Genomic DNA, 26,016 nt, shown 5'->3' on the forward strand with positions numbered 1-26,016 from the left:
AAAATAGTTGAAAAAATCGTTACTCAAAAGTGTAGCGATTTTTTTAACATCATAGAATACTAGGTTCAAAAAATTGGAAGTTAAAATCAATAAAGAAATCCGTGATTACACGGAATCTATGTTTTTTGGACTGTCTTTAAGGCAGTTCATTTTTTCTTTACTCGCAGTTGGCGTAGCGGTTGTTTTGTACTTTGGTCTAAAAAATATTGTTGGAACAGAAACTGTAAGTTGGATGTGTATTTTAGGTGCATCACCATTTGCAGCTATGGGTTTTATCAAATATCACGGTATGACCACTGAAAAATTAGTATGGACATGGATAAAATCAGAGTTCTTAAATGCAAAAAAGTTACCATTCAAACAGACGAATTACTATTACGAGGCTTTAAAGCCTTATCTTAAATCAAAAGAACAGGAGTGTATGAATACACATGATTAAAACATTAAAGAACCTATATAAGCATGACAAAGAAAGATATATACCGGTAAAAAGAGCACAGGAGGTTATTCCAATCAAAAAGATATGGGAAGATGGTATTTTTCTCATTGGCAATAAGTATGCAAAGACCTTTATGTTTTCGGATATAAACTATACCGTGGCGTCTCAAGAAGATAAGGAAGCTATGTTTTTAGCATATTCAGAGCTGCTAAATTCTTTGGATAGTGGAGCTACAACCAAAATTACAATCAACAATAGAAAGCTCAATCAATTTAACTTCGAGAATAGTATCTTGCTTCCTTTAGCTAAAGATGGGCATGATGAATATCGTGAGGAATACAATAACATGCTAGTTGAAAAGGCAACAGGCGGCAATAGTGTTGTGCAAGAAAAGTATATTACAATATCCGTATTGAAAAAGAATATTGAGGAAGCAAGAAACTACTTTGCTCGTGTAGGTGGTGATTTAATCAACCATTTTTCACATCTTGGGTCAAAATGCGTTGAATTGGATACCATTGAGAAATTGCGTGTGTTTCATCATTTTTTTAGAAACCATGAAGAGGAAGATTGTCAATTTAGCTTATACGATGCTATGAAAAAGGGACACGATTTTAAAGACTATATCTGTCCAAACAGCTTTGAGTTTGAAACAGATTATTTTAAAATTGGTAACCGATACGGGCGAGCTATTTTCTTAAAGGATTACGCTTCTTATATTAAAGATAGCATGGTTACAGAATTGTGTGAGTTGAATAAAAACATGATGATGAGTGTTGATGTAATTCCTGTTCCGACAGATGAAGCGGTTCGAGAGGTAGAGAATCGACTGCTAGGGGTAGAAACTAACATCACTAACTGGCAAAGAAAACAAAATCAGAATAATAACTTCTCAGCAGTAATTCCATATGATATGGAGCAGCAACGCAAAGAGAGTAAAGAGTTTCTGAATGATTTAACAACTCGAGATCAGCGGATGATGTTTGCCGTTATGACAATAGTACACACAGCGGATTCAAAAGCTGAACTAGACAATGATACAGAAACATTATTAAGTGTTGCAAGAAAACACTTATGTCAACTAGCACCATTAAACCTGCAACAGATGGATGGACTGAATACAGCATTACCTTATGGGTGTAGAAAGATTGATGCATTGCGTACCCTCACAACAGAGAGCCTTGCAGTATTTATTCCATTTCGAGTACAAGAAATATGTCACCCGAATGGGATTTACTATGGAGTGAATGCGTTATCACATAATTTAATTATGGTGGATAGAAAAGAAATGTTAAACGGTAATGAAATTATATTAGGTGTTCCGGGTAGTGGTAAAAGTATGACGGGTAAGATTGATATCACGCAGACACTTTTATCAAATCCCAAAGCGGAGGTGTTAATTCTAGATCCCGAAAGGGAATACTCCCCTCTTGTAAAAGCGCTTGGTGGAGAAGTCATTCATATCTCTGCTACGAGTGAAAACCATATTAACGCTATGGATATGAATAGTGAATACGGCGATGGTGCAAACCCGATTACTCTAAAATCTGAATTTATTATGTCACTTTGTGAACAGTGTATGGGTAACGGCAAATTGGAATCTAGTCATAAATCAATTATAGACCGTTGCACGAAGCTCGTTTATCGTGACTATCAAAGTAGAAATTATCAAGGCAACCCGCCTACTCTAAATGATTTTAGAGAGATTTTATTACAACAAGAAGAAAAAGTCGCACATGACATTGCTACTTCTATTGAACTTTATACAAGTGGTTCATTTGACACATTTTCTAAATTAACAAATGTAGATACACAAAGTCGCCTTGTTTGTTATGATATTCTAGATTTAGGAAAGCAACTATTATCCGTGGGTATGCTTGTGGTATTAGATAGCATCTTAAACCGTATCACCTCTAACCGCGCAAAAGGAATTAGCACTTATGTATTTATTGATGAGATCTATTTACTGTTTCAACATGAGTACTCTGCGAATTTTTTGTTTACTCTTTGGAAGCGTGTCAGAAAATATGGAGCATTCTGTACTGGTATCACACAAAATGTCGGTGACATGTTGCAAAGCCATACTGCTAGGACGATGCTTGCAAACTCAGAGTTTATTGTTATGTTAAACCAAGCTTCAACTGATCGAATAGAACTTGCAAAACTGCTTAATATCTCAGATACACAACTGTCGTATATTACAAATGTTGATGCAGGACATGGACTGATAAAAATAGGGCCATCACTTGTGCCTTTTGTAAATAAGTTTCCTCGTAATACGAAACTATATAATCTTATGACTACCAAACCAGGTGAATGAAAAAACAGCAAGGCTTTTGCCTAGCTGTACATATTGAATATGATGGAAAAGTGTGGTAAAATATAATAAAAGAGTAGATAAATTAGAAAGTAGGCATGTAATATGAAAGTTGATGTTAATAAACCTCTAGAAAACCCTAAATTAAAACAACTATTTTTAAAACGAAAATCAGAATTGACGAATGATGAATTGAATGCTGTTTTAAATGACATATGTGAAGAAGTTGCTATGAATGCTTACTTTCTTTCTGTAATAAAGATGGAGAATGATCCAATCCAAAATGGGGATGGCACTGCAGTATTTCAACAAGATACCACAATATCATTTCCGATGCTAACTACAGAAACAGGAGCAAGTTATTATCCAGTATTTATTGATTGGGAAGAATTAAGTAAGTGGGATGAAGTAAAAGGAACTCAACCGAATACTTTAATTCTATCATTTGATGACTATGCTGCAATGGTGATTGATAAGCAAAATGGACACGGAATTGTAGTGAATCCATTTAGTGATAATTTTGTCATAGATCGTGATCTGTTAATTCATCTTAGGAGAATAAAACAGATTACTCAAACAGGGCATGCAGAAATGACAGTCGAAAAAGACACAACGGTACATTTAGGTGAACCTGCTAACTATCCAATTGATATGATAAATGCTATTAAGAAAGCAGTAAAACACGATAAGGATATCAATACTATGTGGTTGCGCTTAATGGAAAAGGACAGTGAACTTAGTTATTTAGTTATCGTTGGTTTCGAAGGGGATCGCAAGAAAGCTTTTAGTTTAATTTCAAATGCTGCAAGCCCATATTTAAATAATATGTATCTAGATATGGTACCATTTAAAGATACTTTTGGTTCACAAGCTGTTGAGGGTGTGGAACCTTTCTACCAAAGGAAGAATGGCTTGTTTCGTAGATAAAGAGAAAATTCATAAATAATGGCTGCTAAAAGCAAAGTTTATTTCAATAATAAAAACAATGAAGCAACTATCTTTTCGAAGGTAGTTGCTTTTTTATGTTCAAATGAAAGGAACGATAGGATGGAAAAAATAAAAGTCAAAAATAAACAGAATGATATTAAAGTGTTAGATAGGGCAGCGCAGTTATCGCAACATATGAAACACGCTACTTATAAAACAAAAAAGAGTATGGATAAGGATTCTAGCGCCACAGATGGATCACCGAATGATTATGCAACGAATACCACAATTACAAAAATGAATGAGCTAACAAAAATAAGTGTTGATAAATTTTCGCAAAACGGACGGGTATTATCCCAAAGGGTATATAATGATTTGAAAATGAAAAGAAATACTATAAATTCACTTCATAAATCTCTTAGACCAACACTCCAACCGACAAAAAATATCAAGACATCAACCAAAGGAACGATTAAAACTGCTCAAAAAAGTATAAAAAACACTAAGACAGTAATAAAGAACACAAAACAAGCAACGAAGGCGACTTATAAAACAGCCCAAACTGTAATCAAAACATCACAGAAAACTGTTCAAGTTGCAAAAGTAACCGGTAAAGCAATTGTAACAACCGCCAAAGTGGCAATGAAAGCAATAGTAGCTGCCGTCAAGGCAACAGTCGCTACTGTAAAAGGTATTGTAGCACTTATTGCAGCAGGTGGATGGGTAGCAGTGGTTGTAATTGTTTTACTATGTGTCGTAGCACTTATGGTTGGTTCGCTGTTTGGGATGGATAATTCAAATATAGATAACCCCAATCCAATGACGGGAGCAATTAGTGAAATCAACAAAGAATATGATCAAAAGATTGAACAGATTATTGCTGACAATTCGTATGATGAGGTTAAAGTGAATTCGGATAATGATATGTATGGGATTCAGTGGGATGAAGTATTAGCCAATTATTTTGAAAAGCTATATTCATTGAGAAATTATGACAATGACAATGCAGATGCGCTAGAAGTAAATGAAGATTTATTAAGAGAAATTGTGTGGGAAATGAATGAAATTACTTACTCAGTTGAAATAGTGAAAAACGAGACTGAAGTGATTGTGTTGACGATTTATTTAGTTCATATAAATGCTTAGTAAGAGGAATATCACAAATATAGATATATAAAACTCGACATTGCAGGATTTATGATCTAATATTATAATACTAAATACGTAGCTTTTTTAAACAGTAAGGTTAATCATGAATATTTGTTATTGCAAATAATAAAAACTATAACAACGAGGGAAATGACATGGATGTAAAAAACAATCTAAGAATACTATATATTTTGAAATTTCTGTATGAGAATTCCGATGAGGAAAATCAGTTTTCAACTAATGATATTATCGAATATTTAAACATTATTGGTATTCCAACTCATCGCAAGACCATAGCTTCCGATATTGAACAGCTGATTGAATTTGGCATTGATATTATTACAGTCAAATCCACTCAAAATAAGTATTTTATAGGGAATAGGAAATTTGAATTGCCTGAGTTGAAACTTCTTGTAGATGCAGTTGAATCATCTAAGTTTATAACAACCAAAAAAAGTAATGAGTTAATCACCAAGTTATCAAATCTTACAAGTAAGAACTTAGCAAAAGAATTAAATCGGCAACTTCATGTTGAAAAAAGAATTAAGCCGAATAACGAACAGATTTATTATACTGTAGATACTATTCATGCAGCCATAAATAGCAGTAAACAGATTGAATTTAAGTATATTGAGTATCTTGAAGATAAAACACAGGTTTTAAAACATGATGGATATATCTACAAGGTTAGTCCTTATTACCTTTGCTGGAATGAGGACCATTACTACTTGATTGGTTTTAGTGATAAGCATAATAAGATTAGTTCGTTTCGAGCAGACAGGATTGTGAGTGTAAACATAACTGAGGTGAATAGCATACCCAAACCTAATGATTTTAATGGTGCAGATTATGTTAGAAATATTTTTGATATGTTTCATGGAGAGACAAAAACTGTTGAGTTAAAATGCACAAATGATTTAATGAAAGCCATTATTGATCGGTTCGGTGAAGAAGTAGAAACTACATGTTTAGGAGGTGGCCACTTTAAGGCTATCGTAGAAGTAGCGGTTAGCCCTACTTTTTATGGATGGGTATTTCAATTCGGCGGTGATATTTCAATATTAGCACCAGTAGAAGTTAAGGAACAGTTTAAAGAAATGGTTAGGAAATTTTATGATAAATAGGGTAATGTTAAGCTATTAAGAAAGCTAACCAAGTGAAATAAACCTATAAAAAGAAGCTATATGCAGGTTATGCATATAGCTTCTTTTGACAAATTGTATATTTTTAGAGGCCCATCTCTTTTTTTATTAACTGTGAAATCGTATAAGGATTTTCTAAATATTGGTTCCTTGACAGTGCATTGGGATGATATGTCCAAAGTAATTTTTTTATACTTGTTTGTATTCTTTGGTTAATAGTCAATGGGTTAATTTCAGTGATTTGTTGATTTGAGTTAGGGGCAACTAATTTAGTATTTGATAAATTTAAAGCGGTAGCAATTGATTCGGAGTAGTATGGACCACATAACAAGATAACATAGTCGGGCTTTAATACAGTTAATTCATGTTCTAATAATGTCAAAGAGTTAAAGTCTGAATTTAGTTTATCAGCTATGTCTTGCTCTATTTTGCAGCTTTCTGAATTACAAAAATTTACTTTGGTGATATTATTCCATATAATATTAAATTCATTTTCCATTCTAAATTCATTAGCAAACTTCCAAAATGGAGAAGCATTACTTGCATAATCATTGGTTAGATAGTTATGATACAAATTTTGGAGGATTTCAATATCATTATCTTTAGCTAAATCTTTGAACCAGGTGCCGTGTGTTTCTTGACCAATAATCATTACTTTATTTTTCGCTTTAGCATATGCCTCTGTGCATTTAATATATAAGGGGTTTGAATAGTTGGCGTTATTGTAACAAACTGTTTTAATAAATACAGTTTCATACCATTTTTCATAGATGCTTTTTAGTAGTTTGTTTACTTCATTTGTACTTAAATTATTGCTCACAAAAATACCTCATTTCATTTTAATAAAATTATACTAAATTATAAAATAAATGTAAATGAGGAAAAGATAAAAAACTTTTGGTTTTGTTGCCCAATAGCAAATATTAGGGTATAATTTGTTTACTGAAAAACTATTTAAATCAATGGTACGAAATGTGCAATACTTGTTCGTGGTATGATACTTTAAATAATAAATATAATACATATTACGGATATTGGTGTTTTGAAAGTGCAGCCATTGCTGAGATACTTGCATTGCCAAAAGCTAAGTTTATGGATAATGTGTTTTTTCCATATATTTAGAAGGGCCATGGTATTAAAAATAACTTCTAGATCGAGTTGTTCATATGCTTTTGCATAGGTGAAAACAAAAATATTATTATTGATTTCAGAACTAATATATGGTATTATATAAAATATAAATTGCCAATTATCAAGAGTTGAGGTAGAGAGTTAGCTCGATGACCTCATACCAACCTAGTAGATTACTAAGGTGGTTCAGCTAACAACGATGAGGAGGCTATGAATGAATAATACATCATAACACTCATTGTTATCTTTATCTTATTAAAAGGAGAGAAAACAATGAGTTTTTTTAATTTATCTAGAAAAGAAAAAGTATCCTTTAATCAAAAAAAAGTACAAAAGGTGTGAATTCCTATATAGCTGGTATGTATTATTTAATTGCTACAACCAACCAATTTATAAATGCTGAAGTAAACAAAATAAATAAAAATGAAGAGTTGGGAATAGTTACTGTACATTCATACTTAGGAATTTTCATAATAAAGCATAATAATAAAACTGTATTGCGTTGTCGAGAGAGTTTTATTGAAAGCTGCAGAATCAAGTCACCTTATGCTTTTAAATATGCTTACCTATTTACATGAGGAACATGAAGAGAATTCCACAGATAAAAAGAATACAAGGTTAGCATTGGCTGAGCACTTTGGTGTAAAAGATCGGACAATGGATTCTGATTTAAGTGAACTGCAAAATGGGTTTGAATTTATGGGTATCTTTATGCAAATATCAAAGTTACAGCGTAAAACTAATATTTATTCGTCAAAAATAAATCCTATTTTCTTAGCTATGGATACAGGTCAAATATACGCATTAACAATTGGCTTAAAAATGCTATCAAAAGGAACTGTTTTTGAACGCAGCTTGCATGAAATCGCAGATAATATATATGGACAACTATCTAGCTACTCAAACAGAATTATCAATGCTGAAGCTGAGGGCTTCGACATATCATTTGAAGAAAGTGAAAGAAAGTTTGTAAATACACAAATGCTCATGAAATGCAATCAAAAACCAGTCGAGTATTTTTTAAAAGAACATGTAGACTGCAAGGTAACTTATTTAGAAGGTGGGGAGTGCAAATCACATTGCGGGAAACTCTATTTAGCTGATACCAAATATGGTTGCCTTGACAAAGTTATATTAGTTTTTGAAAATGGTGAATCGAAGATGTTATTGTGGGATGCAGTAATAGAAATTAGAGCAGTAGAAAACTTTTGAAGAGTAGAAAATGAGTCGATTTGCATATTATTGCTAAAAGTAATTTAGTTATTTCTAATAGTATATATTGAAATTTCAATAAATTTATTGGTCTTTACGACAATTTATGATATAATATTAAGGAATACTATGGAATTGAAATTATGAGTCCTTTTTAAGGTACATAGTTTATGAGATAATTACAATATAGGAGGTGTATTGTTTTGTGGTGTAAGAATTGTAATAGAGAAACAAATGAAAATTCATGTGAGCTTTGTGGTAATGCTACAGAACAGGATATACCTGTATGGGTTTATTGGTGTGATCATTGTAAAACTCCAATAATTAAAGAAGCTAATCGGGTGGATAGAAATGTTTGCCCTTTGTGTAATGGTGAAACTAAGTATATGAGCGCAGATATTAGACCTGTGTTTCCTGAAGAACGATTATTACTTGAAATATTAGTAGCCAAACCATTGGCATATAAAAATGCTACTGTTTGGGTCTCAGATAATCGATATTACATCGATGGTGTTGCTAAAATTATTCCTATTTCTTTGTTTAAGAAACAGAATGTGAATAATATTACAGCTCTCCTTGAGGAGTACAAAGAGCAAAATGATTATTCTTTCTTTAATGAAATGATAACTAAGTTTGTGCAAGCAAATAGTCAACGATTAAATTATCTAATAGATGAATCCGTTCAGTTTATAAAAACAACAGCTGAGAAATTTCCTAGTGAAAATATTGTTGTGTCATTTTCAGGAGGAAAGGACTCTACTGTAGCTGCAGATTTAACAGTAAGAGCTTTAAGTAATCCAAGTTTAGTACATATATTTGGGGATACAACGTTAGAGTTCCCATTAACAATGGAGTATGCAAAAAGATTTAGAGAGAATAATCCTAAAGCTATTTTTAAAGTAGCTAAAAATAAAGAGCAAGATTTTTATTCTGTTTGTGAAGATATTGGGCCACCTGCACGTATGTTAAGATGGTGCTGTTCTATGTTTAAAACAGGCCCGATTACGCGAGTACTTAACAGCTTATATCGTGATACTGATATTTTGACTTTCTATGGGATTAGAAAATGTGAGTCTGTGAGCAGAAGCAAGTATAATCGTGTAGAGGATAGTGCTGAATCTGTAAAGATTCAAAAACAGACTGTTGCATCCCCTATTTTTCTATGGAAAGATATTGATATATGGCTTTATATGCTTGGTGAAAATGTTGATTTTAATGACGCATACAGATTAGGCTATGATCGAGTTGGTTGTTGGTGTTGTCCAAATAATAATGAAAGAGCACAGTTTCTTTCAAAAATCTATATGCCTGAACAAGCCGCGAAATGGCGAGAGTTTCTAATTGGTTTCGCCAAAAAAGTTGGTAAGCCGGATCCAGAAGTATATATTGATAGTGGTAAATGGAAAGCACGACAAGGGGGCAATGGTGTTTTAGCAGCGGAGGATGTAAAAATTAGATTTACAAATTGTACCGCTGAGGATAACGCTAAGGTATATAAGTTAAGTAGACCATTAGATGATAGTTTTATTTGTCTGTTTACCCCTTTTGGAAAAATATCGAAAGAACTTGGCAGAAAAATGATTAACGAAACTATCGTTTTAGATATGAAGACAAATGTTCCTATCATTTCAATACAACCATTTAATCAAGGAGACTTTAAGTTTTCAGTTAAAGTAAAAACCATGAACGTTGTAAAACATGATGATTTACAACGAATGATTGGATATCAAATAAGAAAATATAATGCTTGTCGAAAGTGTTTAAAATGTGAATCTCTTTGTAAATTTGGTGCAATTTCAATAATAGGTGATGAGTATCGGATTAATGATTCTAAGTGTAAAAGATGCAAAATGTGCGTTACTGCTAAATACCTAGATGGCGGATGTATGATGGATAAATACTTAAAGACGAAGGAGTAGATTATGCAGGAGAACGATGTTAATAAGTTAATAGAAATATTACTTTTTTTATGGACTATAATAAAAGAAGTTCTTCCATCAATTTGTACTATTGTTGTTGCACTTATAAGTAGTAGAATGGTAATAAAATCTTCAAATAAAGCAGCAAAGAAAGAAGAAGCTAATCGATTGCAAAACAAATTAGAGAATTTTTATTTTCCATTCTTGCTACTGTCGAAAAAAACCACCCAGTTATACAATGGCTTTTATAAGATCTGGGGAAAAGAATATAACAGTTGTTTGGATTTTTTACTCGATAATCAACAGTTTCAAGGAAATAGTTTAGTTTTATTTAAAGAGATTATTGATAATAATAGAATGTTAAACGATCTTATTATTAAATATTCTGCGCTAATAAGCAATGCTAATTTACGTAATGATTTGTCTAAGTTATCGGCCCATTATACACTATTGGAGTTATCTTATGAACAGAAATTAGTTGGAAATCAAGAAGTATTAAAAGAATACGTTTTCCCTGAAAATGTAGTGAAAAATGTTGAGGATGAAATTACAAGGATATTACAATGTATAGATGAATTAAATAAGTGAACTTTGGTGAGGATAAAATATGAAATTTAGAGCACACGATACCTTTTTTATAAGAAAAGGCTGGCTATATAAAGGTATGAAAAATGTTAACAATGACAAATATGTTTTCATGAATGTTAACGGAAACCCAATGGATATTTTAGGCATTGGAGCTAATATGGTTAAGTCGCTACGCTACTGGTTACAAGCGGTGGGGTTAACCGAAGAACCATCTTCTGGTAAACGATATCAATCATTTACGGATTTTGGTGATATAATATTTGAGCATGATCGATACATAGAAGAAATGGGTACGTTGTGGTTATTACATTATAAGCTAGCAACTAATATTAACGATGCTACTGCATGGTATTTTTTTTATAATGAATTTAAGCAAAGAGACTTTACAAGAGATGAATTTGTTATGCAGCTTGATAACTTTATTCGCATGAACGGCGAAGATGAAAAAGCACATCGTATCTTAACAGATGACTTTAACTGTATTATTAACACTTATGTTCCTCGTTTGAAATCTAATCCTGAAAAGGTACAACCTGAAAATAATATTGATTGTCCTTTGGGAGAATTGAATCTTATAGACATAGTAAATAAAAAAACAAAGACATATAAAAAATGTACACCAAAAATCGATAGTATTCATCCACTTATAGCATTAGCTATTATCGTCGATAATGCTAAAGAATCGAATGAAATTAAAATATCATCGATATTAAATGATAAAGGGAATTTGTGTAAAGTATTTAATCTTGATGTGATAACCCTTACAACACTGCTAAATAAAATTGAGTTAATGGGCTATATAAAAGTCATTCGAACAGCGGGACTAGATGTTATTCGTCTCGAAAACAATATCCAAGGAGATAAGGCTGAGGATAGGTTTAAATGGTGTGTTAAAGAATATTATAATACAATTAATGCATAAAGCTCTTTAGAAACGGAGATAAGTTATGGTAAACAAAAAAATATGGGTAGAAAAAGGCTTTCAAACATCTATAAATATTGCCTATGATCTACACAATGAAAATAAAATAAAGAGTTTTATTCCAACAGTTTCATCAATAGATGTTATTGAGGACATTTTGCTCAGTACAAGCAATAATTCCACAAGCAGAGCTCGGTTTTTAGTCGGTGCCTACGGCAAGGGAAAATCTCATATTGTTTTAATTCTTATGGCCCTTCTGTCACATAAAGATAAAACTTTATTTAAACCGTTGCTAAATAAGATAAAGAAACAAAACAGCAAGTTATATGAATTTGTTGTAGATTATATATCTAGTGATAAAAAGCTACTTCCGATTATTGTTAGTGGAAGTAGTGCTAGTTTAACACAATCATTTTTAGGTGCGTTACATAAAGCACTAAAAAATGAAGACTTATCAGATTTGATGCCTGAAACTAATTTCAAATCAGCTATTGCAACAATCAAGTTATGGAGTAAAGATTATCCTGAAACTTACAATAAGTTTGCAAAATCCATTACTGAGACTGTTGAGGATTTTATTATTGCATTAAAAGAATTCGATATGAGTACATATGAAAAGTTCAATATCATCTATCCAGAGCTTACTTCAGGAAGCTCATTTAATCCATTTACTAATGTGGATGTTGTTGAGTTATATGAAGATGTTGTAGGTAAACTAAAAGCAAAAGGATTTAATGGGATTTACATCATTTATGATGAATTTAGTAAATACCTTGAATCAAGTATTGCAAATGCAACAATAAGCGATATTAAACTGCTACAAGATTTTGCTGAGAAATGTGATCGCAGTGGCGACAAACAGATGCATTTAATGCTTATTTCACATAAAGACATATCTAACTATATTGATAAAAACCTTCCAAAAGAAAAAGTAGATGGATGGAGAGGGGTATCTGGAAGGTTTAAACACATTAACCTTCACAACAATTTTTCACAAATGTATGAAATAATTGCTACTGTTATAAAAAAAGATAAAAGCTTTTGGACAGAATTTCAACAAGCTCATACACAAGAATTAGAAAATCTTGTAGAGAGATTCACCGAAGAAGGAAATCGAATACTAACTCAATCAGATGCAGGGTTTGCAATTTCAGGATGCTATCCATTGCACCCAATTTCTACATTTATTCTTCCAAGATTGTCGGAAAAAGTTGCTCAAAATGAACGTACATTATTTACTTTTTTATCTTCAGATAATAAGCATACATTGCCTGCATTTTTAGAGCAAAATATCGATTTATTATCGAGTGAGAATCAATTTACATTGCTTACACCAGACTATATTTACGATTATTTTGAACCCCTTTTTCGAAAAGAACCATATACAAGTGATATACATAAAATGTACATGCTCACTGCAAATGTTCTTAGACAGCTAGAAGATAATAGTTTAGGTGCTAAAATTGTAAAAACGATTGCACTAATCTATATCGTAGAACAATTTGAGAAATTACCACCTATTCAAAATATTATTGTTGATACATTTATTGATACTGTTTCAGATATTTCTGAAATTGAATGTGTTTTAAAGGAGTTAATTGAAAAAGACTGTATTGTGTACCTTAAACGCAGTAATGGTTACCTTAAAATTAAGGAAAGCAGCGGAGTAGATATTTCTGCTGAAATTGAAAAAACAATACAAAAAACAAGTGCATTGATAAGTGTAAAAGAAATACTAAATAAAGCATCCTTTGATAACTATATGTATCCAACTGCTTACAATGATGATATGGAGATTACTAGGTATTTAAATTTTCATTTCATAGATAGTTTAGAGTTCTTCACGGTCGAGAACTGGGATAAAAAGATTGAAAATCTTCACTCAGATGGTGTGGTATACGCAGTAGTTCCTGATAGTGAAGACGATATTATTAGGATTAGAACAGAGATTTTGAGTGGAAAACATAATCATCAAAGAATTATGTTTATTTTACCAAAGAAATATATCAATATTGAAAAAATAGCATATGAATATTATGCTATCAACCTTTTAAAAACAGCTTGTCTTGATGATGACTTACTATCTGATGAATATGACATTTATATTGAAGATTTAGAAGAAGTATTAAACCGTTATATTAGTAGTTATACAAGGCCTGAATTAGGTGATACAGAGTATTTTTACTCAGGAGAGAAACAGCTATTTAAAAGAAAGGCTCAGGTTTCTGCAAAACTTTCAGAAATTTGCAAAAACATATATCCATATACACCAATTATAAATAATGAGTCAATAAACAAAGATAGCTTACCTACGGTAGCGATTAACAGCAGAAATAAAATTATTTCAGGACTATTGGAAAATGATTTAAGTATTAACTTAGGATTAACAGGTACAGGACAAGATGTATCAATTATGCGTAGTACACTACTTCGTACGGGCATATTAGAAAATGAATGTGTAAAGCCAAAGCTTAACTTAGCACCAGAAGATGAAAATATGTGCAAAACACTACAGGCGATTCAAGAATTCTTCAATGATGCCAAAAGCCAACAAGGTAGTAGTTTTAAAGATTTGTATGACACATTAACATTACCTCAAAGTGGGTTTGGAATTAAAAAAGGCGTAATTCCAATCTTTATCGCATGTGTCTTACATTCATGTAAAAAGTATTTAGTTATTAAGTCTAAAAACGAAGAAGTGAATATTACAGTTGATATACTTAACAGTATTAATGAGACTCCTGATTGCTTTACAGCATATATCGAAAACTGGAATGATGACAAAACAAAGTATATAGAAGAACTGTCACAACTTTTCTCTGATTTTATCATTGAGCGTGAAAAAGACTTTAACACATTTTCCTATGTTGTATCTGCAATGCAACGATGGTATATGAATTTGCCGAAATATGCGAAAGAGTTGAAAACTATCTATAAATCCGTTAATTCTAATACCGAGGATATGCCTGTAATAAAAGAACAACTTAAATTCATCAATAGCTTAAAAAAACCAAATATAAAAGCGCGAGATTATTTATTCAATGATTTATTATCGATTTTTAACTATAATAGTTTTAATTTGGAAGTCATTGGTAGTATCAATGCTGCAAAATGTACATTTGATAATGCTAAAGGTGGACTTATCAAACATCTTATTTCTGATATAAAATCAATGTTTAGTACTTCAGATAATAAGGTTGCCTCATTAACAAGTATAGTTAAAGACTATATTGATTCTCTTAAGGTTGAAACGCTAGATCATCTGTATCCAAATGGAGAACATCGAATGTTTGCTTTGATGAAATCAATTAGTAATGATGAGCAATTATTTGTTGAGCAACTAGCTAAAGAGATTACCAACTTACGAATTGATGACTGGACAAGAACAACAATTACGGAATTTCTATCTTACTTAGGAGATGCGAAAAAGGTAATTAGCGATTTTAATAGATCGATTGATATCTCCACAAAAAAGGCTACTGAAAAAACGAATGGATACAAAATTGCTTTTGTAGATGAGAGTGGTGAAGAGGTTATAAAAACCTTTGATAAAACCGAATATAGTAGTCGTGCAAAACTCTTATACAATGAAATTGCAACTGCAATTGATGAAATGGGACAATCTATTTCTGAAAGCGAAAAAAGGCAAATACTCATGGACTTTATTGAAAAAATGTGTTAGGAGGAATTAGAGTGGGTAACACAGCTTATTTTAACAATGCAGCTACTTCCTACCCTAAACCTGAAGTAGTATATACTTTTATGGACAAGTATTACAGAGAATATGGTATGAATGCAGGCCGAAGTGGAAATATAACTGGAAATAGGTTGATATCTGAAACTCGATCTCTTTTATTAGAGATGTTTCACTGTCCGAATAAAAAAGTAGTACTAGTACCTTCTGCAACAGAGGCTATAAATATCATATTACAAGGTTTAGCCCTATCCGATAACTTCAATATCTATATTTCACCATTTGAACATAATGCAGTTTTAAGGACAATAAATTATTTAAAGCTTAAAAACAATCTAAATACTTTTACTCTCCCGGTGGATCGTGAAGCTTTGAGTTTTGATTTAGAAAAGATCAAATACCAGTTTTCAGAGGCCAAACCTAATTTAGTTGTTATCAGTCATGCTAGTAATGTTTGTGGGGTTATCGCCCCAATACAAGACATATGCACTTTATCAAAACAGCATGATGCTATTAACTTAATAGATATGAGCCAAACAGCTGGACTTATTGACACTGATTTGAGTCCTGGAATTTATGATTTTGCAGTTTTTGCAGGTCATAAAACACTATATGGTCCATTTGGTATAGCGGGTTTTATTTGTAATAGTAATGCAAAACTAGATCCTTTAATTTACGGTGGAACAGGTGTTGATTCAGCCAATAAAGATATGCCAAGTACTATTCCTGAAAAGTATGAAGCCGGTAGTCAGAACATTTTAGCGATAGCAGGTTTAAATGCAGCACTAAAATGGATTAAAGAAACTGGTATTCAAAATATTTATCAGAAAGAAAAAAGCAATTATGAAAGGCTTATAAATCTATTAAGTGCGTATGATAATATTCAAATAATTGGGCAAGAGGCGAAGGAACAAACTGTTGCAGTAACATCTTGTATATTTGATGGATATAGCAGTGACAATATTGGAGCAATTCTATCCGAACACGGAGTAGAAGTAAGAACCGGTTTACATTGTGCTCCATCCGCACATGAGTTTTTAAATACTTTTCCTGCAGGTACAGTACGATTTAGCGCAAGCTATTTTAATACAGATAATGAATTTGAAATACTAAAGGAAGCATTAGACTATATAGAAGAAAATAGTTAAAGACAGTTTTAGTTTGTAGTTGATTTCTAAAAATTACTTAGGAAGTTAATTGAGGTGACATAAATGAATAATGAATCATATATTAGATACTTAAATTCATTGCACAATGTAGATGCGAAAAATGAAAATGCAATTGCAGAAGCAAGCCAAAATAATCCTTATTTTAAAGATGTTATGGTTAAACGACCAATAGTGGATTTTATTACGAATTGTTTGATGAATGAAGAACCACATATAATTCTTATTACAGGTCACGCTGGAGATGGAAAGACTAGCGTTCTAATTCAAGCCCTAGATGAGTTGCAAGCTCTACAAGGTCCATTGAATATATCAGATGAAGTTAAACTGGTCAATGGTAACCAATGTGTATATATTAAAGACTTTAGTGAGTTTTCTGCTGATGAAAGAAGAAGCAAGTTGAAAGAATGCTTTGTCCAGACTCAAAATGGCAAACATGTTGTTTTAGTGGCTAATACAGGCCCGTTACTTAATACTTTTTTAGAAGAAATGGGAGTACAGTCTCAGATGACACTAATCAATGCAATTGACGAGAATAAAGGTGATATTATTGCAATTAACAATTGTAAAATACGTGCTGTAAATATTGCAGGCATTGATAACTCATCGTTCGCTATTCCTTTTTTAAAAAATTTAGTCTCAGAAAAATGTTTTGAAAAATGTAAAGAATGTAAGAAGTCAAGATGTTGCCCAATTTTGTTTAATAGAAATATGATTCTCGAAAATGAAAGTAAGATATTTGATTTTCTACATAATCATTTTATTTGGCAACAAGAACATGGAAAACGATTAACAATTAGGCAAATAATTGCACAAATAACATTTGCATTGACTGCTGGACTAGATTGTAAGGATGTAAAGATAATTGACAACAAAAGCTATCTGTTTAAGCACTTATTTTCAAATGCTTTATTTGGATACAATGGATTTGATATTAACCAGAAAGCTTCGTCTATCCAGGCTATCGAGGATATTCAAACAAACGGATATGATCGAAAATGTTTAATCTCAGATGAAGACTTGTTTATTCGACAAGATATAACTGCACTTCATCCTGGTATTCAAGAGCTTATCTTAGATATGAAAAATCATTATTCTTGTGTAAATTCTATCAAGTGGAATCAAGCTTTAAGAAGAATGTATATTCTGTTTAATATCGAAACTAATGATATTAAAAATGCTGAGACTACTAAGACAGTTTTTTCAAAGAAATTTCCTCGCTACTTAGAGCTTAGAAATGGCAAAAGCCCTAATAATGATGATAAAGTATTAATTATGGAAGCGTTTTCAATATTATTTGTTGGATATATCTGTAAGAATATAAAAGAGTTACCGATAACGCTTAATCGTGGGAATGGTATTTCTCAAAGTGTTCAGTTATTGCTTGGCGAAATATCAAACAAATATATCAACTTAAAAACTATTGATACAGGAAGTAATTTATTTGAAAAAGATCAAAAAAAGCAACTGTTTATAGAAGCTTTTGGCTATAGAATAAATCAGCCTATATCACTTCCATTATTAAATTATTTTGAAGAGATAAGAAGTGGGGCAATATCTACTGATATTTCTCCGCAATTAACGCATGGAATTGATAGTATCAAAGCACAAATGATATCTTTGTGTAGAGAAAATCAAGATTCAGAGAGTATAGAACTTCTTGTAATGGAGACAAAAGGATACGGAAACATTAAACTTCAGGAAACAGATGGTGAATGGACATTATTAAATTATTAACTGAAAGGCGGTCATATAATGACAAATGTTTTTCCTATAGGTTCAGATACATCCAACGGTAGTAATAATATGGCTATCAGACTTTTTGGAAATCGTATTTATTCAGATCAATCATTATATGAATATCTGATTGAATTTCTCCTTGTATTTATTTCACCGAAAAGTGATGATAAGCAGGCTGGGGTAATGTCATTTCATGATGATTCATTAACTGAAAAAGGATTTGAATATTTTGTTAAACCTCAAATGGGCTTGAAAAGATTTATTTTTTACAATAGATCTAAAAAAGATGTTAAAATTCCAATTGATGAAAAAGCATATAAAGAAATAATTCTTTTAATGCAAACGAAAATTGAAGAATCTGGAGTAGAACACGATAAAGCAGAAAGTACAATTGAAGCAATACAAGATTTGTTGTACGGATATGCTGCGGTATTAAAAAGCAGATCGTGGACTGCGCAATCCTTATTACCGATTGCACCAGAGCTGATTTTTTGTGAAGCTATGATAAATAAGAAAGAGCGAATCTCTTTATCAAAAAGTGTAGATGTTAGCGAAACGGACATTGAAATGAAATTTGATTATAAAAGGCATAATTTCTTGGCACGTGGAGGTGAAGTTTATTATCTACATATTTTACAGGCACTAGAAAGTTGTCCATACGAACAAAAGGTTAGATTAGAAAAGTTGTTAAAACTACTGGTTACTGCCAATGGTTCACATTTTTCTAAACTAGCAAATTGGATAAATGATACATGGATTGATAATCAAAATATAGAAGTTGATAAATTGTGGGTGAAAATGAAGCTTGGCTTTATACCTTCTACGGGATACATAGGGTGCGGTAAACGTACTATTGATGAGTTGGTAAATTTCTTGTCTTGTGAGATGCATCCCATAACTCGAATAGAGTTGTTTTCTAAAGGAATTGTATTTCAAATTATGCGTATGATGTGTGTTCGTTCAAGCGAATATGTTAATATACCTGGGTATGCATGGATAGTTGATATGCGTGCACCGAAATCTGGAAAATCTGTAATGCGAATTTCATCAGAGAGCTATAGGAAAATTGAGGAGTTATTTGTTTCTGCAATTAACCAAATGACTAATGAATATTTGGATGAAAGTGCGGATTTAGGTATACATAACACACCATTTGAATATTTATCTGATGCTAAAAAACATACTCTGAATATGTTTAAACGTCTTGGCAAAGAAATGCAACTAATCATTCCACTGAGGGGTGCACAAGAAAGATTTTCATTATCTGAGGATTTAGTTAAATTTATTGTTTTAACAATCATAAAGCCTCAACAAAAAATGACATTTGATATGTTTTTAGAAGAAGTTTATAGTCATTATAATATTATAATAGGTGCAAAACAATATAAAAATTATGCCAAGGAAAAAAATATAGATATCGAGCAAGCGGATGCCTTTTATTTAAATGAAAAAGAGTTTCAATTATTCTTAAAAAACACAGGTTTTTTACATGATTTATCTGATGCTACTTCCATTGTAGTAAATCCATATTCTGAGGTGACTATATAATGAAGTTTATTGTATCTACTATTAAGCAGTACATAATTCAGCAAAAGCCGGAAGATTCAAATAAAACTATTATAAGGGTTGATGGATTTGATGATATTCGTATCTACGAGTCCCTATGTAAAGAAATTAAAAAATATTGTGACCATCAGAATATCGATTTAATTGCTAAGCTATCATATCCAAAATTCAATGAGGCTAAAAGCAAACAAGATAATTCTTTAAGTGCAGTTATCCATTCTATGACTCAAAATGATTGGATAGATACTCAGGATAGTTTAACTCAATATCGTAATATTTTGGGTCAAGAAAATCAAAAAAAACTAATACTTCTAATGGGAACAGAACTTGTCGAAGATAAAGGCGGATTACATGATATTTACTATATTAACTCAGCGAAAATTGAATCTGCATTGGTAAGTAATTATGCATCTATTTTCGACAGCTATAACTGGGATGATGAAGAATATCAATGTATTAACAAATTATACAAATGGTTATTTGAGCTTGTACCTGTAAATCTTTATAGGTTGAGTTGTCTAGCCGATGATTGGAATGACATAGATAACATTACTATGTTCATTGAGTATTTTTATCGTAATCTTCCAAGTTGGGGTCTGTGCAAAAGAGAAGAACATTTACCTACTCCGAAAGATATTATTAAGTCTCAGAAAAACCTTTTATCTTCAAATTTTGATTTTATTGAAAGAAATACATTCAAAAAATTATCAAAACCTCAATTCGCTAAGTATAATGAAAAAATTAAGAAATATAATCAATTAGATCAACCTTTCACACAATTTTATGAGGGATGGGCAAACCAATCAATTAAGAATTACGATGAATTTGGATCAGTGCTTTCTGATTTTATTTTAGGGCGAAATATTAACCAGTTGCGTTCATTACTTTTAGGCGTTGATTTTGCAATTATTGAATCAGTATTAGGATTAAAACTAATTACCCCTAAAAAAGATCGAGTATCGGTTACAAAGGTATATGGACATCCACTAGAAGCAATGCTAAATATTTTATTTACTTCTTTGTTATCTGTAGAAAAAGTTGATTCAGCTAATCAAATTGAATTTAGTTTTACGGGTGCTAAATTGGTAAATGAAATAGAAACTTTTGAAAATTCTACTGTTCAAGAAAGACTTGAAGAAGCATTTAGAAATATATGCATGGTTGCGGGTGGGGTTATAGATTATATAGCTCGCCGAAATTGGGATATTGGGCAAAATGAAATTCAAATAGTTTCATCTCCAGTTAACTTTTTCACCCCTAAATATGCTAGTGAACAAGTTGAAACAGGAAGGGTAACAGCAATAGGTGTAGCTCAAACACTAAATAAAGTTGGAGTTTCACTTTTTATAAAGGATACATGTGGAGAGATATTAGATGAACTAAATTTTCAATGGTGTTTCTCCAACTCTGAACCATGGCTATTCTCATTCCAAGATATATTAAATAAGTATCAACAACTTTCAGAAGATGATATAACATCATATTTAATGTTTGGAACAAATAAAGAATTAAACAAGTTTAAACATCTAAAAAGTGAACAAGAATTCTTTGATATTTATCAAGAAACAGAATTTAACTATGAAGATTTAATGGAAACTGCAATATTTGATAAAAGTGACGCGGGAATTTTGTGGAAAGCAGAATTTTACGAACTCGGAGCTGAATTTCTGAATTTTTGCAAAGCTTTGACGGAAAATGGATTCTATGGTTCTATAGATGAAGGAAATAATTTTATTGATACATATGTCAATTTAGGCAATAAAATATTAACAAATAGCTTTGCAGAGAACTTAAAATGGGTATTGAATGTTTATATTCGTGCGTTCTCAATCGAAAAAAACAATTTCTCACTTACAAGAGATGAAGAATGTGATTTTTGCATTATACCACCTTGGCATCCGACAATATTGCAAAAGTTAATTCATCAAGCAGTTTTTATTTTAGATGGGTGTGAACAGTGGTGGAGCAAATCTGTTCATGATGTGGCTGATCTATCAAAGATATCCCAAAGGGAAGCAATACTAAACATAAAGGAATTAGTTCAATTGTCTTGTATTCATCAAGCAATTGATATATATCCGACTGTAGGTCATCAGTATTTTGGGAATTTGCATACTTTTGGTAGTTTTTGTATATGCGGAAATAATAGTGAACAAGAAAATTTTAGAATTAAGGACATACTTCGTAAAGAAGCTGTCTTTGATGATGATTTTTCTGATGGTGAAATAAAAAATATTAGTGCAGATGCTGAAATGTTAATGGATGTAATTGAGGATTATGTGCATGCATTTCCTAATAAGATTTATGATTTGAATTTAGCTTTTATTGATCCTACAGATTTGCAACCAGTTGTGTCAGCTTTACACAACTATATTTGTAATGTGAAAAAAAGCACTAATATCCCAGATGTTCCTATTAAAATTATTTTAAATATTCTAGTAAAACCTGAAAATAGAGGTGGCAAGAACTACTTGTCCTATTGGGTTAATTCGTTTTTTTCACAAGATGAAAATACTGATATAAATATTTACTTAAATGAATGGTCATCAAAAGAAGATATAAAAAAATATTTATCAAATAACACTGATATTGTGTTTATGATGGACTTATTAAAAGTGGATAGCTTGATTTTTGATAATTGTGTAGAAGATGAATCCATATGCCCAAGTGAATGTAAGTACCCTATGGTTTTTAAACCAACTGTATCTTCACATACAAGTGTAAAAAGGAAAATTGAATTAACTCAAACTCAATTTGAGGCATCAACTGTCCATAGTCGCGTAGTTTACTATAATAACAATTTAAATCAAATTAATTACAATAATGTTGTAGTAGTAAAAGAGGTATGCATAGATGGAGATAGACATCAGTTGATTAACTTGCTTCATGAAAAGGCATATTGGGTAGTATGTATTGATGGTGGAATGGATGGGGCACTATTAAAAAATAATACACAAAAAAATGATTATTCGATTATAGGGTTTACAACAGGAAAAGGACACCATGGTCAGTATAACCTAACTATCACAGCTAGAGAATCAATAATTCAACAAGTAAAAAAACGATTTGAATATCGGGTAAGAAACCTCTTCAAATGGACAGATGAACAGGCTAAGTTAGCTTCTGAGAAATGCATTAAAGAGGCAGCAAAACTCGATGGAGTCAGTTTGTTAAGGGCAATAAACCAAAATTCAACAAATATCAATGAGTTTATGGCATATATATTAACATCAGTTCATATGAGTAAAAGTAATGTGAATCAAGCACTTAATGTGGTTGTTCATTTAGATTCGTACAGGCACTGGTTCTTAAAAGACACATATAATATTGCAAATGAAAACAGATCTCGTCCTGATTTCTTAAACATTTCTGCAAAGGTTAATGAGGATGGAAAGTTGCAATTAAGTGCGACTGTTATTGAATGTAAAATTGCTACATACTCTAATTCTGATAATCATATAGCCAAGGCAATTAAACAAGTTGAACATGGTCTAGCAATATTATCAGACTTGTTTAAACCGACAAAACCGACAAAAGCAACAGAAGTAAAGAACGATTCTGTAAGACGACGCTATTGGTATGCACAATTATATAGGGCATTAGCCTTCTCTCAGATTACTTTCCACGATGATACAGAAGAATATCAAAAATTAGCTTCTAGCTTAAGAAACATATTAGAAGGTGATTTCGACATTGAATGGAATGGTAGAGTTATGGGATATTGGGTCGACATGAAAGGTAGTGAAGTGGTAAGGGCTTCGTCTGGATCTTGTGTACCAATTGAAGTGTTATCAATTCCTCAAAGTGAGATTCAAAGACTGATTTTAGATGATGAATGTGCCTCTGTAGAGTATGTAACGGTAATTGAGAGTCAGATTGATGATTCAAAGTTGACAGATACTGATTTGAATGAAAATGATGCATTCAATGATACACAAATTTCCAACAATACGGATACATTCAATGATTCGGATGGATTTAATTATACAGGTTCATACAATGATACAAATGAGATTATTGAGAGAAAAGAGGAAACAGTTGGAGAAGAAGGTAGTGTGATTGAGTCAGAAGCAGAATCTAATTATGATGCCGATGAAAAAATAGAGGAAGAGACGCAAGAAGAGGTAGATGTCGAATCCCCAGAAACAGATATACCTATACCTGAGTGTAAAGTGGACTTATCAAAAATAAAGATACATATTGGTAATGATAATAAAGGTAATGAAATAAATTGGAGCTTTGGACATTCCAAATTATCGAATAGACATTTATTGATTACTGGTAGTTCAGGTCAGGGAAAAACCTATCTGATGCAAAAAATGTTGAATGAATTATCATTACAAGGCGTTGCATCAATGGTCTTTGATTATACAGAAGGGTTTAGATTAGAACAGTTAGAGCCAGAGTTTGTGGCTAACCTGAAAGATAGGATAGATCAGAAAGTAGTATATTTTGATGGAGTCCCAGTAAATCCTTTTAGGAGACAAGAAATTGAAGTGATGGGTATAAAAGCTCCTGAAAAGATCTCTGATGTTGCGACACGTATAGCAGATATATTTACAAACGTTTATAAATTTGGAGAGCAACAATTTTCCGCAATTTATACGGCATGTAAGAATGGATTGGAAAAATATAATGAGCAGATGGATATGGAGTTGTTTAAGAAAGAACTAGAGAATATTAATAATGCATTCTCAAAAACTGTTTTATCAAAATTAACACCATTTTTTGATTCCGTTTCATTCAGTTCTAGTGATGAATTTGATTGGGGTACCATGAAAACGAATAATGGAACACTTACTATTTTCCAATTAACAAACTTTGTTAGAGAACTTCAAGTTGTAATAACAGAATTTATGCTTTGGGATGCGTGGTATTATTTTAAAAAATATGGTAGTAAAGATGATCCATTTGTTGTTGTTTTAGATGAAGCACAAAATTTATCACATAAAGCTAATTCTCCAAGTGCAAAAATATTGACTGAAGGCAGAAAATTTGGATGGTCTGCTTGGTTTGCTACACAGTTTTTGAAACCGCAACTTGATGATGCGGAGATTAACAGGTTGCAGCAGGCTGCATTTAGAGCATATTTTAAACCAGCAGATAATGATTTAACTGTAACCGCAAAACAACTTGGAAATACTAATGATTGGTCTAATACTTTAAGAGGGTTACAAAAAGGGCAGTGCATTGTTGCTGGAGAACGTATGAAACTAAATGGTGACTTTGGACCTACTATACCTGCTGTTACTCATGTAACACCATTTGAGGAGAACATAAATGAATAATGTTAATTTTCATCAAACATTTCCAGTGACATTAGAGTATATCAGCAGGATTTTGGAAATTACCGATATGTGCGCTGAAATGTCAAAGGAAGAAATATCTGAATTAACTGGAATTCCGACTGGAAAGTCAAGTGGGAAAGTAGAACCACACATTAGTTATGCAATATATATGGGACTAGTCACTGATGTTAGTAAAGAAAGCGGGAAATATAAGTTAATCCGAACAGAATTAGGAAATGCAATTGTTCGAGAGGATATCGGAATACGTGAAGAAGTCAGTCAGCTGTTATGTCACAGCAGACTCTCGTCCCCTTCAACAGGAGCATTATTATGGAGCACAATAATTAAGAAAATAATGCCTAATTACCCTAATGGAATTAAACTTATGCTTCTTGAAGATATGTTAAAAAAACAGTCGTCTTTTTCGGGAAAGAAAACTATTAACATTAGCCCATTTTATACTACTTATCAAAAGAGTTTAGACTCTTTAAATCTTTTTGAAAAATCTAAAGAAACGTTACAACTAGTTCCCCATAAAAATAAAAGTGAGCTTATATATGTTTATGCTTATACATTATTATATGAATGGGAACAAACGTATCCACAGCACAATGAAATAACTGCTGATCAATTGTTTTCGTTAGGAATTGGTGCGACATTTGGATTTGCAGATTCGGTAATATATCAGGTATTGGAACAGTTATCAGAAATAGGTGTAATTCGTATTAACGGGCAGTTATCACCGTTCACAGTAATTAAAAACACAACATCAGACATAATGATTGAGAAAGTATATAGCTTATTATGCTAGGAGGG

At 31.8% G+C, this 26,016-nt stretch carries 17 protein-coding genes; 16 read left to right on the forward strand and 1 reads right to left on the reverse strand.

Features of this window, described 5'->3' with window-relative positions:
• Positions 1–73: 73 nt before the first annotated feature.
• The 5 genes from RBG61_RS13055 to RBG61_RS13075 all read left to right on the forward strand — a co-directional run bounded on the left by RBG61_RS13055 (position 74) and on the right by RBG61_RS13075 (position 5,956).
• Positions 74–439 carry a PrgI family protein gene (locus RBG61_RS13055; protein ID WP_307944238.1) on the forward strand — a complete coding sequence of 122 codons (366 nt, stop codon included), beginning with the start codon at positions 74–76 and terminating at the stop codon, positions 437–439.
• Complete coding sequence (locus RBG61_RS13060; RefSeq protein WP_307944241.1) at positions 432–2,759, forward strand: VirB4-like conjugal transfer ATPase, CD1110 family; 2,328 nt, start codon at positions 432–434, stop codon at positions 2,757–2,759. The genes RBG61_RS13055 and RBG61_RS13060 overlap by 8 nt, the downstream gene beginning before the upstream one ends.
• A gap of 102 nt (positions 2,760–2,861) precedes the next feature.
• Complete coding sequence (locus tag RBG61_RS13065) at positions 2,862–3,683, forward strand: enhanced serine sensitivity protein SseB (RefSeq protein WP_307944244.1); 822 nt, start codon at positions 2,862–2,864, stop codon at positions 3,681–3,683.
• A gap of 120 nt (positions 3,684–3,803) precedes the next feature.
• Positions 3,804–4,829 (forward strand): hypothetical protein, encoded by a 1,026-nt coding sequence (locus RBG61_RS13070; RefSeq protein ID WP_307944247.1) that lies wholly within the window; start codon positions 3,804–3,806, stop codon positions 4,827–4,829.
• Between the two features lie 158 nt (positions 4,830–4,987).
• Positions 4,988–5,956 (forward strand): helix-turn-helix transcriptional regulator, encoded by a 969-nt coding sequence (locus RBG61_RS13075; RefSeq protein WP_307944249.1) that lies wholly within the window; start codon positions 4,988–4,990, stop codon positions 5,954–5,956.
• Between the two features lie 103 nt (positions 5,957–6,059).
• Here RBG61_RS13075 and RBG61_RS13080 read toward each other — a convergent pair whose 3' ends face one another.
• Positions 6,060–6,794, reverse strand: a complete 735-nt coding sequence (locus tag RBG61_RS13080) for a hypothetical protein (protein ID WP_307944251.1) — start codon at positions 6,792–6,794, stop codon at positions 6,060–6,062.
• Between the two features lie 152 nt (positions 6,795–6,946).
• Here RBG61_RS13080 and RBG61_RS14040 point away from each other — a divergent pair, with 152 nt between their 5' ends.
• From RBG61_RS14040 to RBG61_RS13130, 11 genes are all read left to right on the forward strand, one after another.
• On the forward strand, positions 6,947–7,096 hold the full coding sequence (locus RBG61_RS14040) for a PoNe immunity protein domain-containing protein (protein ID WP_373889713.1): 150 nt from the start codon (positions 6,947–6,949) through the stop codon (positions 7,094–7,096).
• A 528-nt stretch (positions 7,097–7,624) separates the two neighbouring features.
• Positions 7,625–8,317, forward strand: coding sequence for a hypothetical protein (locus tag RBG61_RS13085; protein WP_307944254.1), 693 nt, complete (start codon positions 7,625–7,627; stop codon positions 8,315–8,317).
• Between the two features lie 203 nt (positions 8,318–8,520).
• Complete coding sequence (locus RBG61_RS13090) at positions 8,521–10,236, forward strand: phosphoadenosine phosphosulfate reductase family protein (RefSeq protein WP_307944256.1); 1,716 nt, start codon at positions 8,521–8,523, stop codon at positions 10,234–10,236.
• Positions 10,237–10,239: 3 nt separating this feature from the next.
• Positions 10,240–10,824 (forward strand): hypothetical protein, encoded by a 585-nt coding sequence (locus RBG61_RS13095; RefSeq protein ID WP_307944258.1) that lies wholly within the window; start codon positions 10,240–10,242, stop codon positions 10,822–10,824.
• Between the two features lie 19 nt (positions 10,825–10,843).
• Positions 10,844–11,746: a DUF4007 family protein gene (locus RBG61_RS13100; RefSeq protein WP_307944260.1), complete on the forward strand. Its 903-nt coding sequence runs from the start codon at positions 10,844–10,846 to the stop codon at positions 11,744–11,746.
• A gap of 25 nt (positions 11,747–11,771) precedes the next feature.
• Entirely contained in the window at positions 11,772–15,428 is a 3,657-nt protein-coding gene (locus RBG61_RS13105; protein WP_307944263.1) for a hypothetical protein, read from the forward strand.
• Positions 15,429–15,439: 11 nt separating this feature from the next.
• Positions 15,440–16,588, forward strand: a complete 1,149-nt coding sequence (locus RBG61_RS13110) for an aminotransferase class V-fold PLP-dependent enzyme (RefSeq protein WP_307944266.1) — start codon at positions 15,440–15,442, stop codon at positions 16,586–16,588.
• 63 nt (positions 16,589–16,651) lie between these two features.
• The gene (locus RBG61_RS13115) at positions 16,652–18,343 is read left to right on the forward strand and encodes a hypothetical protein (RefSeq protein WP_307944269.1); all 1,692 of its coding nucleotides are present in this window, start codon (positions 16,652–16,654) and stop codon (positions 18,341–18,343) included.
• Positions 18,344–18,361: 18 nt separating this feature from the next.
• The gene (locus RBG61_RS13120) at positions 18,362–19,894 is read left to right on the forward strand and encodes a hypothetical protein (protein WP_307944272.1); all 1,533 of its coding nucleotides are present in this window, start codon (positions 18,362–18,364) and stop codon (positions 19,892–19,894) included.
• Positions 19,894–25,200, forward strand: coding sequence for an ATP-binding protein (locus tag RBG61_RS13125; RefSeq protein ID WP_307944275.1), 5,307 nt, complete (start codon positions 19,894–19,896; stop codon positions 25,198–25,200). Before RBG61_RS13120 ends, RBG61_RS13125 begins: the two co-directional genes overlap by 1 nt.
• Positions 25,193–26,011, forward strand: coding sequence for a hypothetical protein (locus RBG61_RS13130; protein ID WP_307944277.1), 819 nt, complete (start codon positions 25,193–25,195; stop codon positions 26,009–26,011). Before RBG61_RS13125 ends, RBG61_RS13130 begins: the two co-directional genes overlap by 8 nt.
• Positions 26,012–26,016: the final 5 nt, after the last annotated feature.

Origin of the sequence: Paludicola sp. MB14-C6, from assembly GCF_030908625.1 — a bacterium.
GTDB lineage: Bacteria > Bacillota > Clostridia > Oscillospirales > Ruminococcaceae > Paludihabitans.